The sequence below is a fragment of the Sphingobacterium sp. SYP-B4668 genome, from assembly GCF_027627455.1.
Lineage (GTDB): Bacteria > Bacteroidota > Bacteroidia > Sphingobacteriales > Sphingobacteriaceae > Sphingobacterium.
This window is the reverse complement of the sequence record NZ_CP115483.1, coordinates 4115741-4132108: the sequence shown is the minus strand read 5'-3', so window position 1 is coordinate 4132108 and position 16368 is coordinate 4115741. Positions and strand designations below refer to the sequence as shown.

The window sequence follows — 16368 nt, the reverse complement described above, 5'->3', positions numbered from 1 at the left end:
TTTTTTCTTTCGCGTTCTTTGGCGTTTATTATTCTTTTCACCTCGGGCGCTGCCCTATGTTTGTCCTATTGTTACTGACCTCGCGAGCAGTGTTTTAGAAACCGCTTATGGCTAATAGCTTACGGCCGAAGGCACAAAAAAGAAAAATATGGCTACAAAAATGAAAGCGTTGATTGGTTTCGGAGGAATGAAAGACGAGCTTGGTATGAAGAGGTCTTTTAGGAGCGTGCCTCATTCTTAATCATTAGTGTCGAAACATGCTGGTAGTTCATGTCCACGGCATTATTGTCCCGCACTGCAATTGACTACTTTAACTCATCAGGAAAGGGTACAGGATGACCGGTGGTTTTGTAGGTCGGCAATTGAGCCTTCCAGCTCCTAAGTTGCTCGGCAAGCAAGCGGCTCATTTCCGTAGTCTTCGATTGCATTTTGTGTACCAAATTATCGGTCTCGCCAATGTCTTTTGTTAGGTTATAGAGTTCTAGACGTCCATTTTTCATGTCGTATAGCAACTTATAGTCTCCTTGTCGTATTGCTGAAAAGAAATTGATTGCAGGCCCATCTGTCGGTATCCATTTATTGGGATAATTCCATACGAGTATTCTTTTGTCCCATTTGGCATCCTGCTTTTTAGAACTCATGAGTTCAGCTATATTCTGCCCATCTAAAGCTGGTTGGACGGTGGTATAGTTGGATATATTAGCCAGATGTAAGATGGTCGGAAAGAGATCTTCCATGATGACAGGAGTATCTCTGGTTATCCCTTTTTTCTGATTGACGCCTTTAATCAGCAAAGGTACACGGATACCGCCTTCATACAACGATCCTTTCCCGGCTTTGAGCGGTAGGTTTTGGGTATGACTGGCATTTGTCCGTGCAGGATGTAAGCTCAATCCGCCATTGTCGCTCACGAAGATGATAATCGTATTATCATAGACGCCCTGTTCTTTCAAAAAATCGATGATATCTCCCATACTTTTGTCATAGCCTTCTACCAGAGAGGCATAGGCTGCTTCATTTGCATCCAATCCCTGGTCTAGATAACGTTGTACGAATCGTGGGTCGGGTTGTATAGGTACATGGACGGCATAGTTTGAGAAGTTCAGCAAAAACGGTGTCTTGCGATCTATAGGTGTTTGGATAGCTTTGATGGCCTGTTGGGTAAGGGCTTCAGTCAAAAATATGGGGGAGCCATAGTATTCCATGAGATCGGGGACCGCCTGATGGCTGGCTTTTCCAGGGATGTTGCCATAATTTTGCTCACCGTAGTAGCTTTGTGGATGTCCGGCTGAATGGCCGCCAACGTTTACGATGAATCCTAAGTTCAATGGATTGGCTCCCGGTGTCCCAGCAGCACCCCAATGGGCTTTACCAATGTGGATGGTGTGATACCCATTGTCTTTGAGTATTTGTGGAAAAGGGGTTGCATATACCGTGTGTGGTATACCCGCAATCGGGCTTAATCCATTGATATTCCAATCAGGGGGTAGCAACAAATTATCTTCATTGTCTGTCGGGGTATTGGCCTTGGGATGTGTCCAATTGGTAACACGATGGTGTGCTGCATTGATTCCTGTCAGGAAACTGATGCGCGAGGGTGTACAGACGGCAGTGGCGTAGGCATTTGTGAATTTGACGGCATCCTTGGCTAGGCGCTCTACATAAGGGGTATGAAAACTTTTGTTTATCGGAGTTTTTTCGGTGTAGAAGGGTTCGGATGTATCTTGCCAACCCAGGTCGTCTACAAAAAAGACCACAATATTCGGACGCGGGTTGTCTTGTGCTAGGCTTCGTCCAACAAGGCATACGAAGGTTATCAATAGGACTAATTTGTTATTCATATGTCGCTAGTATTGATGATGGTCTCAAGGCTCCTCCAATGATGTCGCCAATGGTCAACTTTAAATTTGTTCTACACATATATCCAACTTTTATGAAGGACTTATGTCCAAAAACAGGCTCCTTAAGTTAGGCGTGTTACGAATTTAGGGTTAATTTTTAAATTAACAAGTTATCCGTGGGGATTTGCGCACAAACAAGCGTATAAGAACAACTTTCCTTTTACAACAAAGGAGGGAAATACGCAGGATGAAAATGTAAGCTGCGGGAGAGATGCAGCTTACGCGCGAGACAAGCGATATTGTAATGCCGTTAAGAATATGTCGGCATCTTGACGCGATAGATTAAGTGCTGGCAATACTCGGATAGTGTGTGGGCCAGCTTCGCCAGTCAATATATGGTCATGTTCCATCAGTTGTTGGCGAATAAAGCCTAACTCCTTCGGAAGCTCTATTCCAATCATCAGCCCGCGTCCTCTTATTGCGACAATTCGTTCCATCTTTGATAGTTCATTCATGAGGTACTGTCCAGTCTCCTTGGCATTGGAAATCAATTTTTCTTGTTCAAATATTTCCAATACAGCCAAACTGGCGGCACATGCGAGATAGCTTCCGCCAAATGTTGTGCCCAATAGGCCTAGGCTAGGCTGGATCGTATTGGTAATGGATAAAGCACCTATCGGAAAGCCATTGGCCATACCCTTGGCCATCGTATAGATATCGGCCTTCACCCCGGCAATATCATGTGAATAGAATTGGCCAGTACGTCCATACCCACATTGGATGGCATCGGCAATATAAATTGCACCATAGCAGGAGCAACACTCTCGAATGGTTCGTAGAAAAATGGGGTCTGCGGGAATGATTCCACCGACGCCTTGGATGCCCTCTACGATTACGGAACTGATCTCATTGCCCATTTTTGAAAAGGTATCCAATAATGCTTCACTATTATTGAACGGTAGCCGAATGACGTTGGGTGTTTCGTTGATTGGTGCTCTGATTTTCGGATTGTCGGTCGTGGCCACTGCAAGCGAGGTGCGTCCATGGAATGCTCCAGAAAAGCATATTGTCATCTTTCGACCATTATGGAATGAGGCCAGTTTTAAGGCATTCTCATTGGCCTCGGCTCCTGAATTGCACAAAAACAACTGATAATCTTTCAATCCCGACAATGTCCCTAGTTTATGGGCAATCAAATCTTGTAAAGGCATTTTTACGCTATTGGAATAGAAGCCAATTTGGTCCAATTGTTCTTTCAGTTTAGCCACATAATGTGGATGGGCATGACCTACCGAAATGACGGCATGACCACCATATAAATCGAGAAATTTGTGCTGTTGTCTGTCCCAAACATACGAGCCTTGTCCTTTTACTATTTCTATCGGCAATTTATGAAAGACATCGAAAGTATTCATCTTTATTTTGCTATTGTGGTTTGATGTTTATGACAAAAATAAAGCTTTGGAGATGCTGTTGATTAGTCCAGTATGTAAATAACGAATAGTCCAGAGCCATCGATATCTGGGGGGAAGAACGACTGTTCTGGTCTGTTTGTTTTATCATTTCTGGACTACTGAAGGGGGCCAATGATTCTTTAATTTTGCCGCATCAAAACACAGCACTAAATCACTTGCATCATGAACAATAAGCATAATTTTAATCCAGGCCCAGCGATTCTTCCGGCATCGGTATTGGAAGCCGCTGCGGATGCCGCCCGGGATTATATGGGAAAGGGACTATCCCTTTTGGAAATCTCGCATCGTACACCGGAGTTTGAGGCTATCTTGGTCGAAGCCGAGGAGCTCCTGCGAGAACTGATGGGCATCTCCTCAGATTATGCTGTATTGTTTCTGTCAGGTGGGGCAAGCCAACAATTTGCTCAAGTACCACTCAACTTGTTGCCGATAGGGGGGCAAGCTGCTTATTTGGATACGGGGGTGTGGGCCTCAAAAGCCATCGACGAGGCTCGTGTGTATGGCGATATACATGTGGTAGCTTCGGGAAAAGAATATGGTTATCGGCGTATACCAACTGGATTTTCGATTCCGAATGCATGTAGTTATTTCCACTATACGTCTAATAATACGATTTACGGAACAGAGACTATCGGTGTACCCAATGCTCCCATACCGCTGGTATGTGATATGTCATCAGATATTTTGAGTCAAGAAGTCGATGTTTCGAAATACGCGCTTATTTATGCAAGTGCTCAAAAGAATATGGGACCAGCTGGAGTTTCGGTAGTCATCGTCAAAAAGGACGTATTGGGTCGCTCCAACCGTGATATTCCGAATATTTTCGACTATAGCATATTGACTAAAAATGGTTCACTCTACAATACTCCGCCGGTATATGCTATCTATGTCACCATGTTGAACCTTCGATGGTTGAAAGAGCAGGGCGGGATTGCGGGGATAGCGGCGTATAATCTTGCAAAATCGACTCTTTTATATCGGGAGATCGATCAAAGTAACCTTTTCGAGGGCAGGGCCGATGAAAGCTGTAGAAGTCGCATGAATGCGACTTTTGTATTGAAGGCCCCAGAACATACGCAGGATTTTCTGGCGTTTGCCGAAGCTAGGGGGATTGTGGGGATAGCCGGACATCGTAGCGCAGGTGGTTTTAGGGCGTCGTTATACAATGCATTACCTTTAGAGAGTGTCAGCGCGCTCGTAGTGGCTATGCAAGAATACGAACGCCTAAGGGGCTGATGGACGATTGACAATTAATCTTTTTTACAAAAACATAAAAATATGAAGAGAGATCAAAGGACGTTTGATATTATCGCTAAAGAGCTGAGGCGTCAACAGCAGAATGTAGAATTAATCGCTTCGGAAAATTTTGTCAGTAACCAAGTGATGGAGGCGGCAGGGTCGGTGATGACCAATAAATATGCAGAAGGACTGCCAGGCAAACGGTATTATGCGGGTTGCGACTTCGTCGATGAAGTAGAGCAATTGGCTATTGATAGGGCGAAGGCGTTATTTGGCGCAACATGGGTGAATGTGCAGCCCCATTCAGGTTCGCAAGCCAATGCCGCAGTCTTTCTCTCTGTTCTCAATCCTGGAGACAAAATACTAGGATTTAACCTTAATCACGGTGGGCATTTGACGCACGGGTCGGCAGCCAATTTTTCGGGATTGAATTTTGTCCCTCATTTTTATGGAGTAGACAAAGAGACTGGACGGATTGACTACGACGAATTGGAGCGGGTGGCGTTACTGGAAAAGCCTAAATTAATCATTACAGGAGCATCGGCCTATTCCCGAGACTGGGATTATGTATTGATCCGACAGGTAGCGGATCGGGTGGGAGCGATATTGATGGCAGATATTGCACATCCGGCGGGATTTATAGCCTGTGGAATGCTTAACAATCCATTGGAGCATTGCCATGTTGTGACGACCACTACCCATAAGACATTACGTGGCCCTCGTGGTGGTATGATTATGATCGGTAAGGATACGGAGAATGGTCGGGGGATTAAGGATAAGAAAGGAAATTTGCGTATGCTGTCAGCGATGCTAGATTCTGCTGTTTTCCCAGGTACACAGGGCGGCCCCTTAGAACATATCATTGCGGCAAAGGCTGTTGCTTTTAGCGAAGCACTGGACCCTAGCTACTCTATGTACATGCAACAGGTGCAGGCTAATGCCCGTGCGCTGGCTGGGGGATTAATGGAACGAGGTTATGATATTTCTTCTGAGGGCACAGACAATCACCTCTTGTTGGTGGATTTGAGAAGAAAGGGTATCACGGGAAAGGCGGCCGAAGGTTTGTTGGAGAAATCTGGGATAACGGCAAATAAAAATATGTTGCCCTTTGATGATAAGCCTGCATCGATTACTTCGGGCATACGATTCGGAACTCCTGCTATGACTACGCGAGGAATGAAAGAGCGGGATATGGTAACCATTGCCGATATGATCGATCGGGTACTCTCTAGTGGGGGAGGAGCTAGTGACGCTGTTCGAAAGGAAGTAGAGACGTTGCTGGAAGGCTTTCCTTTATATAGCTAGTTGTTTTAATCCAGGTAGCATATGGACCCATATGCTACCTTCTTTTATTCGGCCTCTGCTTCGTTCCAAATCTCTTTTCCTAAGAATCGATTCCCGAAGATGGATGTGCCCACACGCACAATATTGGCTCCTTCTTCAATGGCCATTTCTAAATCTTGAGACATGCCCATGGACAGCTTGAGGTGTTCGATATCCAAAAGTCCATGTTGCAAAATTTGATTTCTTATTTCCCGCAGCAAGACAAGAGAGGGGCGCATTTTTTCTTTTTCTACATCTAATAGACCTATGGTCATCAATCCTTGTATTTTGAGGGTATCGTATTTTTGGATTTCTTTGATGAAAGGGATTACTTCCTCAGGCGGTAATCCGAATTTACTTTCTTCGTAAGAGGTGTTGACCTGCACAAAGATACCTAGACTTCGACCTTCAAATTGCAGCCTTCGGTCCAGATCTTCGGCTACTTTGAGTCTGTCCAATGATTGGATGCAGCTGACGTACTTGAGTACATCCTTGATTTTATTGGTCTGCAGGTGGCCTATAAAATGTCGCTCTAAAGTCAATCCGGATAGGCCTTTGTCCTTGTCCCGTAGTTCTTGGACTTTGTTTTCGCCCATTAGATTTTCTCCAGCTTCTATCGCAATCCTGATCTTGTCTGCAGGTACTGTTTTGGTCGCCAGTAGTAGTTTGACATCCGAGCGATCTCGTCCCGAATGTTGGCAAGCCCTTTCTATCCGTTTGTGCACGTGTTGAAGATTGGCGATGATTGTTTTTTTGATATCTTCCAAAGTATTGAACAGTTAATGGTGTAAAGGTTCGCTTGACTTAGAAGCGAGCCATTGTGTTAGTATAGTACTCATGATGCCGTTGCAATTGGCGATGTTGATTTGACCGCGTTGGATTTCTTCAGCTGTCTGGATATAATATTTGCTTTCTAGATCGCTGGCAGCATAAGTCAGCATTTGCGCTATGGTGGCTTTCGTGGCTTCCAAATGAAATTGCAGGCCCATAATGTCTTCGTTGTAGTAAAATGCTTGATTATAGTTTGCCGGTGAGTATAAAAGATCCAAGGCTCCTTCCGGAATTTCAAAGCGATCTTGATGCCAATGCAAGACAATGGGATTCTTTTTGAACAGTTCATAGAACCAAGGAAGCTGCTGGCTTTCTTTGGTAGGGATTACGCTAAACCAACCGACCTCTTTGCTTGTGGCCCTGCTCACCTCCGTACCTAAGGACAGTGCAATGAGTTGAGCACCAAGGCAGATACCAAAGACTTTTTTTTGGGATTTGATACACTTGTCGATGAATTTTTTCTCTTCTCTTAACCAAGGATATTCATCTTCATCGAAGGGACCCATTGGCCCGCCTAGGATTATCAATGCATCGATATCTTCGACCTCAGGAAGTTGATAATTGTCTTCATAGAAATGGGTGCCGGATATCTGGTGAACATGGATTTGGAGCCACGTCTCTATAAAGCCTAAGGCTTCAAAATGTACGTGTTGTAAATAATGTACTCTCATAGTGTTGTAGTGGATGTTGAATAAATGATCATTTGAGCTGTGCCAGTATGGTGAATGTACCTTGTGTCTTATCTCCCAATTTGACTTTAACATCTGCATCAAGGGGTAGAAAAACGTCCATTCGTGAACCGAATTTGATGAAGCCCATCTCAGATCCTTGTGCTATTTGTTGGTCGGGAGTAATGTACCAGCATACTCGTCGTGCCAGTGCGCCGGCAATCTGACGAAAGAGGATGTCTACTCCTGTATCCATGCGTACTACGGTAGTGGTCCGCTCATTTTTCTCACTGGACTTGGGATGCCAAGCGACCAGATGTGTGCCTGGGTGGTACTGGAAGTAATGGACCTTGCCCGCGACAGGAGTCCAATTGACATGTACATTGAAGGGCGACATGAAAATACTGACCTGTAATCGTGGACCCTTAAAATACTCCGATTCGTATACTTCTTCAATGACCACTACTTTACCGTCACATGGGGCGATCACTTTGCCCTCCAACATAATAGGGGTGCGCTTGGGGGACCGAAAGAATTGAAGGATAAGGATCATGATTGCGATGCTGATAATGAGAACTGCAATTTTCAAACTGGGTAGATCTGAAATTAAATACGCTAAAGTAAGATTGATTGAACTTAACCATACTATACTTTTCCATATAATCGGAATACCTTCTTTGTGTAACGTCATTGTATCAATATCTAAAATAATTTATTAAATGAATCCTGCATAAGTAGGTCTTCATAGCTACGCAAAATTAGGGATTCATCACATGGGGAAAGTAGTCCAGTATAGACAAAAGCGTATGTCCAGCCGAGATAGAAATGGATTGGCTATACTAGGGAAGCGTCGAGTACCTGAGTAAATAATACATGGCCCACCCGATGAAACAGATGATGATGATCCATACCCATGATGGGATACTTTGGGGTGTTTCACTGCCGGCAATCAAGAAGGATTTTTGATCGCCCTTGCCATAGGCATTGACCATGATGGGCAGTACACCGTCAACCAGGTCGTTTTCCTTGATACCCTCCACTGCGATTGCTGGACCATTGCGTACGACAAATGGGATGATTCGAATCCCCTCTTTGCCACTTGGGTCTTTACTTACAATTTTGAGCATATGCTGGCCATCAATTAATTTGCGCGTGTCAAGATCGAACACAACTGGGGTATGTACATCTGCAATGGGTTCTATTTGGTCGTCAATGAAAATAATGACTTTGCTTTTATCGTTCATCCTAGAAATTTTTTAATACCGTTCTTTTGATGTGACTCTCGGAAGCTTCGCCTGGCCGCACCAACCATTTGAGAGAGAAGTAAATGGTGATTAATACCATAACAGCTACCAAACCGATTATGATGTAATCCCATTGGCTTTCTGGACCGGCACCATGTACCAGACCTCTCAGCAATTTGGGCTGATTACGTTCGCAAACAGGGCAGGCACTTGCCGTGAGTGTGACGGATATCAATAAGACGAGTGTAATGACGGTTTTCATTTGCTTTCCATTTTATGTTTTAAAAATTCAAGTATTTTTTTAATCTCCTCTGTTGTTGTTGCTGGAGCATTATTGCCCCAACTGCTGCGTTCATAGTTTATCACTGCGGTGACTTCTTCCTCTGTCCAGCCAAGATTGGTGCCGATAGCCGCCATTGCACCATATTCTGGGCGGGCGTCATACCCGTTCATGATGATGTCAACATATAGTTCAAGATTTTTGCCCGTTACGACCGAACTCCCTTTTAATGGTGGAAAAGCCCCGGCCAATCCTTCACCATTGGCTTGGTGGCAGGCTTGACAATTGGCAATATAGAGCGCTTTACCATCTACACGTGACGATTGGACTTGTTCGGTCGTGCTTTTTTCTTGTCTTTCATACAGAAAGTTAGGTAGAGCGGTACCATCAGGGAGTGGGGTTTGCTTTAATGATTGTAGATAGGCGACCAAATCGAGTGCATCTGAGGTGGCAACCACTTTTTTAGCACTGTTTTTTAAGTATTCGGCAGGTATGTTGACAGCTACATCGTGTTCAGTAACGCTCTCGGTCAAATGGAATAACCAAGGGTAAGCAGGCATAATAGACTCGGGTACTACAATTCGAGGGTTGTATAAATGCACTAAATTCCATTCCTTACTGGGTTGTCTATTTCCCACATCCGTTAGATCAGGTCCGATACGGGCAGTGCCCATCAATGTGGCTGTATTTCTCCAAAAATCAGTACGGACATTGCCGGCATAATCTGCTGCGAGCGAAGCACGGCTACCCCAAGATTTGTCCATCTCTACGTTACGTACCTGTTGGCTATGGCAAGCAACACATCCGTTGGCGACGAACACCGCCTTCCCACGTGTGGCTGAAGGACTTAAGGGCTTGGCATCTGGGAGTGGTTTGATATAGTATTGGTTGCTGAGCGAAGGTAAGATAGCTACAAATAACGTCAAGATAGAGAAAAGTAGGGTGGCTACACCGAATAATTTTTTGTGGTTATCAAATAGTTTCATGTTTTTGAGAAATTCTTATCTAGTAAAGGTGCTTGTCTTTATCTTTCGGATCAAGCAAATCAATAGCTGTTTGCCCTATATCGATGCTGGTCATGGGCCGTGCAATCATTTTATACATATTATAAGCAAAGACCAAATGCGATAGCCACATCAGTGTGCCTCCAATTGCACGCCATAGCCAGTAGGGAAGCATGAGGCTGATGCTTTGTACAAAGGGCTCATTGGCTATCCATGATAATCCCCTCAGACTCCCACCATACATCAGCGGAATGGAATAGAACAGCAGGCCGATGAGTGCAAGCCAGAAGTGCATGCCCACCGTGATTTGAGGGGCTTCTCGCCCTGTGAGCCGGGGAATCAATGCATAGATACCTGCCCATAGTAAAAATGTGATAATACCATACATGGTCATATGGGAGTGTGCGACTGTAAAATCTGTAAAATGCCAGATGAGGTTAGCGTATCGGAATGCTTCTGCAGTCCCTTGCATAGAGCCTGTAAAGTAGAAGATAATGCCGACTAGAAAAAAGGGTATAGTATAACTATCTTTTAGTTTGTACCATGCTCCCTTGAATGTCATCAAAAAATTGGTCGTCCCAGCAATTACGGGGATGACCATCCCCACGCTGGCAACTATAGCTACGGTCTGTAGCCACCAAGGAATGGCACTGAAAACAAAATGATGGGTGCCAATGAGCGTATAGAAGATAATTTGGGCCCAGAAAGCAAGGATGCCTAAGCTATACGAATAAATGGGCTTATTGAGTTGCTGGGGCAGGAAGTAATAAACAATTCCCAAGGTAAATAGCATAAACCACATCCCTACCGCTTGGTGCATGTAATACCCCTGTACGATGGTTTCGCCAAGTCCATCTTGCCACTGGGGTATGTAGCCCACCAGCCCGACTATGGTAAAGAAAATCAAGGCCGAAACGATGTACCAGTTGGAGATGTAGATTTCGGATGTCTGACGACGGGCAATCGTGAGCAAATAATTGTTTAGGGTAAATCCCAGACCTATGCCAAAGAGGAGCATAATAGGCCAGATATATTCGCGATATTCACCGCCGCCGTTGTTAATGCCCATCATGAGGCTGATAGACCCTAAGGTGATGGCAGCGTTGATCAGATGTAAAGAATACCAAGCCCATTTAATATGGGCAAGCGAGGTATTGCTGACCCGCGGTACAATGTAGTACCCCAGGCCCAACATGCCTAAGGATGCCCATCCCCAGAAAACGGCATTGGTGTGTACAGGGCGTAATCTTCCGAAGCTCAACCAACTCAATTGATCGGCATCGGGGGCAACAAATTTGATTCCCAGGTATTCACCGACAGTGGTGCCAAACAATAGCCAAAAGGTGGCGCTGATCAGGTACCATTGAATGACTTTTGACAAAGCCGGATCTACATATGGGCGGGGAAGTGCTTTCTTCTTGATTGCCGCAATTGGCAGGCCCGTGTTTTGCCGGATATAGAGCAGACCTCTTTTATCATTGATAGATTGCTTTCCCGCCAGCTCTTTGTGGGTAAGTGAATAGTCCAATGCTTGTTTTTGATCTTGGATAGTCTTTAATTCAGGAGCTGGCAAGACATCTAGATAGGTGGCAAATGCCTCAGCTTCTTTTCGCATCAACTTGTTTTTTTCTCGATTGACAATATGTTTCGTTTTAAGGATTCCCAAGATTACGACCAGCAAAATGGGAATAAAAACAAGGATAAGCGTGACGATAATGGGGCCTTGGTTTAAGACGGAACTCGATGTAGGAGACTGTGCCGAGCCAAGATTTGGGATGAAGATATGAACAGATAGCAGGCATATGGGGAGTAGCCCTTTATTCTTTTTGATCTCATTTTTGTACTTGATCAATTTTTTAAGTTGCGCACTTGTCAGATTTTTGAGGTTTGCCCTAAAACGTTCGTTAGTGCAGGGGGAGTCGTCTTGTCTTTTGTAAACATCGGCAAAGTAATCTACATGCCGCTTAAAGCTGAGTGTTACCAATATGGTCATAAGCAGAGTTAGTATCACAAGACCAATCATGAGGGAGGCCAGGTCCAATGTGAGGGTATAGGGAAGCATAGCTTGTGCATGTACCCAAGCTGTGTGACCTAAGAGGAAGATTAATAACATAAATTTGTGCGATTGTGGAGACATTAACTTCATTTGCTTTACGATTATATGATGCTCAATTTTTTAAGCGCTGTCCATATTCCATTTTCCTCGGGTTTTTCGGTAACGTAGTCGGCTGCTCGTTTGACATCGGCGCGTGCTTGTCCCATCGCAATACCTAGCCCGGCATATTGCAACATAGGGATATCATTCCCACCATCGCCGAAGGCAATTGTAGCACTGGGGTGTATGCCGAGGTGGGCTTCAAATTGTTGCATTCCTGTGCTTTTGTTGATGCCCTTGGTATTGAAGTCCAAAAATTCTGGATGCCACCGGATGGCGTCCAGATCTTGCAAGATATTCTCGGTTAGGTATTGTTCATGTAGATGGTCGACGTAAATACTCAATTGTATGATTTCATTTTCTAATGCATATGTGAATGGTCTTACCGCTGGAAAAGGAATATCTAATAGCTGGAATAGATGCCGTGTCTGTTTGGGGCTTTCGGTGATAAATGTACCTTCTAAACCGGTGAATGCAACAGGTATATCGTCTCTACCTTGGATGTATTCGTGAAGTTTGAGTAACTCACTGGTGCAAATATTTTTTTTGAACAGAGACTTTCCTTCTTTAGTCACACAGTAGCTGCCATTAAAGGTGATGTAGCCGTCGAAATCATATTCTTTAAGAAACGCTATTTGTGCATAGGATCTCCCGGTACAGATGATTCGTTTTATACCTCTCCATTTGAGAATCGCTAGCAATTCTTTGGTCGAATCAGGGATTCTACCTGTTTCTAGACTCATTAATGTACCGTCTACATCGAAAAATACGGCCTCTACTTTTGTCATAATCTATCGAAATTCTGTGTTTTTTTAATGCTTGGATAATGTAGGAGAGGAGGTAATGGCATACTTCCTTTTTTACTACTTTAATAGAGGTCGGAAATGGATTCGAACCACTGTGGAGCGTATTGCGTTCTCTTGCCTAACCACTCAGCCATCCGACCTTGTTGTTGTAATCATCTTTAAGAACATAGAAGTTCTCTTCTGGATTACGATACAAATGTATGGATGATCTGGTTGGGTATGATGGTTCAGTTTGTGTAAAATGAGGTGGTCCAAGGGGAGGTCGGACATGTCCGTATAATTAGCTAGGTATAGCATTCTAGGCGGTATTATTTGCGTCTAAATGCGGGGGCATATTTTACTTTAACGGGAAGATGAAAATACAATTGCCTACGTAATCTGATAAAATCATTTATCAGATTACGCAGGCAATTATCGAGGATGTATGCTATACTCTAATGGGGTTTGGTGGGACGCATCACTATCCTTTTACGTCAGCAAGGGAGGCACCGAAATTAATGTGAAGGACATTTCCGTTTGTGGTTACTAAGGCAGGAACAGATTGTACACCTGCTTTTTCGGCTTCATCTATTCTGTGGCGGTCTTCTCCAATGTGCACCACTTCTACATTGTCTTCGCCTATAAGGCTAATAATATCATGCTCTGCGCTTATGCAGACAGGGCATCCTGCGTGATAGAAAATTGATTTTGCCATGGTGTTTTAATTTTAGTTTAAAATGAATACTGTGTGATTTAATGGAGGTCGGAAATGGATTTGAACCACTGTGAAGAGTATTGCGTACTCTTGCCTAACCACTCAGCCATCCGACCTTTTCTTCTTATTTGCTTCACAAAACTAGAGAAATATTGGGTGAGGGTAATGGTTCAGTTTTTTGAAAATTGGATGGTCCAGAATTTGATTGTTAATGCTTGTAAAAATAGCTAAGTTTGGAATTCAATACGGCATTATTTATTTCTAAACCAATAGTCCAGATGTTACGTCCTTGGAAAATGAAAATACAATTAGATCCACAGTCGGATAAAGCCATTTATCTACAGATTGCAGATGCGATTATCGGTGATATTCGCTCGGGTCGATTGATGAAGGGAACAGCTTTGCCCGGAAGTCGAACCTTAGCGCAGGATTTGGGGTTGAATAGAAATACCATAGTAGATGCCTTAAATGTGTTGTTGAATGAGGGGTGGTTAATCTCGAAGGAACGAAGCGGTACTTTTGTAGCTGACATCTTGCCCATAGCGCCTAAGTCCGGACGATTAAACATGGCTAATCAGGGGATAGAGATCGCAAAGGCTAACTATCACATTCACTTTGATGATGGATATCCCGATAGTAGAATAGCGCCTGTGGAAGAATTGGCAAGGGCATATCGGCATTTTTTCAACAGAAAAGCCAAATGGCAAATGATGGGCTATGGGAGCGCATTGGGCGATTTGGAATTCAGAGAAGCGATTGGACAGATGTTAAATCAGTATCGAGGAATGTCTGTCGATTATCATTCGATATGTATTACCAGGGGGAGTCAGATGGCGATGTATTTGACCTCTCAATGTTTGTTTGAAGCAGGGGATTATGTAATGGTGGAAGATCCAGGTTATAAACCTGCTTGGAAAGCAATTGAAAGAACTGGAGCAAAACTGATTCCTATTGGAGTCGATCAAGAGGGATTGATTATCGATGACGTCATTCGCTACTTAAAGGCTGGAAAAAAGATAAAAGCTCTCTATACGACTCCACATAGGCAGTATCCCACTACGGTGACACTAAGCTTACGTCGAAGGATGGAACTAATCCAGTTGTCAAATGCCCATGGATTTACGATTATCGAGGATGACTATGATAATGAGTTTCATTTTGGCTATAGGCCAGTACTGCCTTTATCTAGCTCACCTGAGCTGAAAAATTATGTCTATATCGGTACCATGAGCAAAGTTGTAGCGCCTGTGCTACGGATTGGCTACTTGGTGAGCCGTAATAAGGAACTGATCGATCGGGTGGAATCGCTAAGAAAGATTATAGATGTACAAGGGGATGTCATTATGGAACAAGCTGTACTGCAATTGATCAATGATGGGACCATCAGAAGGCATCTTAAGAAAGCTTCACACTATTATAAAGCAAAACGGGATTATACAGAGGCACTGCTTGACCAATATCTCGCAGAGTGGATAGAATACAGTATTCCGGATGGCGGATTGGCAATATGGATTACTGCAAAGGAAAAAGTAGATTGGTTTAAGATTGCTGAAGCGCTGCTGGTTAAGGGCATCAAGATCGTAACTCCTGATCATTATAGTGGGGACCAGACGGCCAAGGGTATCCGATTGGGATATGGCGCGCTCTCTGAAGAGCAACTGAAAGTAGGTGTTCTCGCCTTGGCACAGGTATTGACCGCAGGTCGATAATGAAACGGGTATGGGTTAAAAAAAGCAGCTTCATTTTGTGTCTTTTTATCTCTATCACGATACTTTTATGCCCAACGTTTGATAAGCCTTGTTCAGTCCTAACATTCTAAATGCTTATTTCTGGACAAAGATTTAATCTGGATCCGCATATATCCTGAAACTGGACCAATCTGTCTTCATTTTTATTTCAGAATATTGTGGCGTCATCAAATACTAATGCGCATGTCGGTAAAAGGAAAAACTGTGATAATCAGTAGTCAAGTGGCTTACGGTTATGTGGGTGTGAATATGACTTCTTTGGTGTTGAAGTTAAATGGACAGGAGACGCTTGCCGTCCCAACAACTGTGTTATCCAATCATTTAGGATATGATACTGTTGGAGGTGGTCCTATTTCTATTCGCACATTTGAAGGAATACTGGAAGGAATAGTAAGACTGGATGTATTCCAACATGTAGAGACGATTATCACCGGTTTTTTTGACTCGGAAGAACAAGTGGTATTGACGGCGGCATGGATTAATAATTTAAAAAAGAAAAATCCTACCGTTCAATATGTATGTGATCCGGTGATGGGCGACTTTAAGGACGGAGGTCTATTTGTATCTGAATGTGTTGCAGATGCCATTACATCCTTACTGGTGCCCTTAGCAGATCTCTTGACACCTAATCATTTTGAATTTGAAAGGATAGTAGGAAGGCGTTTGTACAGTCGAGGCGAGATGCAGACTGCTTTTTGCGATGATGCGCGATTGAAAGGAAAGAAAATGGTTGTTACGGGTTGTCACTTGGGGCATGAATATGTACAGACGGTAAATAATGTTGTCCTAGATACCTCCGGATATGGATACATCAGTAATCTCAAAGTAAATTTGGATCCTGTTGGGGCAGGGGATTTGTTTACCGCACTTGTGTGTGTACAATTAAAGCTACAGATGGATTTTACAAATGCAATTAAAAATAGTGCGACCATGATGGTCACTCTTATTAATGATATGCTGCGGGAAGGAAGAAAGGAGTTTGAGCTAATAGATCTGCTTAAGATACCGATGCTGATCAATAATGTAGCGGCGATCCATAAAATTTTAATGAACTAAAGAC

The 16368-nt window shown here is 43.7% G+C and carries 15 protein-coding genes and 2 tRNA genes; 4 read left to right on the top strand and 13 right to left on the bottom strand.

Annotation, left to right across the window (positions count from 1 at the left end):
* Positions 1-305: 305 nt before the first annotated feature.
* Positions 306-1841: a sulfatase gene (locus tag OQ289_RS16860; RefSeq protein WP_270088014.1), complete on the bottom strand. Its 1536-nt coding sequence runs from the start codon at positions 1839-1841 to the stop codon at positions 306-308.
* A gap of 278 nt (positions 1842-2119) precedes the next feature.
* Positions 2120-3256 carry an aspartate aminotransferase family protein gene (locus OQ289_RS16855; RefSeq protein WP_270088013.1) on the bottom strand — a complete coding sequence of 379 codons (1137 nt, stop codon included), beginning with the start codon at positions 3254-3256 and terminating at the stop codon, positions 2120-2122.
* A 222-nt stretch (positions 3257-3478) separates the two neighbouring features.
* Between OQ289_RS16855 and serC the strand changes: the two genes are divergently transcribed.
* Together serC and glyA are read left to right on the top strand one after the other, a co-directional pair.
* Entirely contained in the window at positions 3479-4552 is a 1074-nt protein-coding gene (gene serC / locus OQ289_RS16850) for a 3-phosphoserine/phosphohydroxythreonine transaminase (RefSeq protein WP_270088012.1), read from the top strand.
* Between the two features lie 42 nt (positions 4553-4594).
* Entirely contained in the window at positions 4595-5860 is a 1266-nt protein-coding gene (gene glyA, locus OQ289_RS16845; RefSeq protein WP_270088011.1) for a serine hydroxymethyltransferase, read from the top strand.
* A 44-nt stretch (positions 5861-5904) separates the two neighbouring features.
* Here glyA and OQ289_RS16840 read toward each other — a convergent pair whose 3' ends face one another.
* The 11 genes from OQ289_RS16840 to OQ289_RS16790 form a co-directional block, all read right to left on the bottom strand.
* The gene (locus OQ289_RS16840) at positions 5905-6645 is read right to left on the bottom strand and encodes a YggS family pyridoxal phosphate-dependent enzyme (RefSeq protein WP_270088010.1); all 741 of its coding nucleotides are present in this window, start codon (positions 6643-6645) and stop codon (positions 5905-5907) included.
* A 12-nt stretch (positions 6646-6657) separates the two neighbouring features.
* Positions 6658-7380, bottom strand: a complete 723-nt coding sequence (locus OQ289_RS16835; protein WP_270088009.1) for a type 1 glutamine amidotransferase — start codon at positions 7378-7380, stop codon at positions 6658-6660.
* Between the two features lie 28 nt (positions 7381-7408).
* Entirely contained in the window at positions 7409-8068 is a 660-nt protein-coding gene (locus OQ289_RS16830) for a phosphatidylserine decarboxylase family protein (protein ID WP_270088008.1), read from the bottom strand.
* A 148-nt stretch (positions 8069-8216) separates the two neighbouring features.
* Entirely contained in the window at positions 8217-8621 is a 405-nt protein-coding gene (locus OQ289_RS16825; protein ID WP_270088007.1) for a cytochrome C, read from the bottom strand.
* 1 nt (position 8622) lies between these two features.
* A complete protein-coding gene (locus OQ289_RS16820; RefSeq protein ID WP_270088006.1) occupies positions 8623-8883 on the bottom strand; it encodes a hypothetical protein in 261 nt (86 codons plus the stop codon).
* Positions 8880-9887: a cbb3-type cytochrome c oxidase subunit II gene (locus OQ289_RS16815; protein WP_270088005.1), complete on the bottom strand. Its 1008-nt coding sequence runs from the start codon at positions 9885-9887 to the stop codon at positions 8880-8882. Before OQ289_RS16815 ends, OQ289_RS16820 begins: the two co-directional genes overlap by 4 nt.
* Positions 9888-9906: 19 nt before the next feature.
* Positions 9907-12018, bottom strand: a complete 2112-nt coding sequence (locus tag OQ289_RS16810) for a cbb3-type cytochrome c oxidase subunit I (protein WP_270088004.1) — start codon at positions 12016-12018, stop codon at positions 9907-9909.
* A 44-nt stretch (positions 12019-12062) separates the two neighbouring features.
* Positions 12063-12848: a Cof-type HAD-IIB family hydrolase gene (locus tag OQ289_RS16805; RefSeq protein ID WP_270088003.1), complete on the bottom strand. Its 786-nt coding sequence runs from the start codon at positions 12846-12848 to the stop codon at positions 12063-12065.
* 87 nt (positions 12849-12935) lie between these two features.
* A tRNA-OTHER gene (locus tag OQ289_RS16800) sits at positions 12936-13006 on the bottom strand.
* 320 nt (positions 13007-13326) lie between these two features.
* Entirely contained in the window at positions 13327-13560 is a 234-nt protein-coding gene (locus tag OQ289_RS16795; protein WP_033564960.1) for a hypothetical protein, read from the bottom strand.
* A 42-nt stretch (positions 13561-13602) separates the two neighbouring features.
* Positions 13603-13676, bottom strand: a tRNA-Cys gene (locus tag OQ289_RS16790).
* A 180-nt stretch (positions 13677-13856) separates the two neighbouring features.
* Between OQ289_RS16790 and pdxR the strand changes: the two genes are divergently transcribed.
* The gene (gene pdxR / locus OQ289_RS16785) at positions 13857-15269 is read left to right on the top strand and encodes a MocR-like pyridoxine biosynthesis transcription factor PdxR (protein ID WP_270088002.1); all 1413 of its coding nucleotides are present in this window, start codon (positions 13857-13859) and stop codon (positions 15267-15269) included.
* A 222-nt stretch (positions 15270-15491) separates the two neighbouring features.
* On the top strand, positions 15492-16364 hold the full coding sequence (locus tag OQ289_RS16780) for a PfkB family carbohydrate kinase (RefSeq protein WP_270088001.1): 873 nt from the start codon (positions 15492-15494) through the stop codon (positions 16362-16364).
* Positions 16365-16368: the final 4 nt, after the last annotated feature.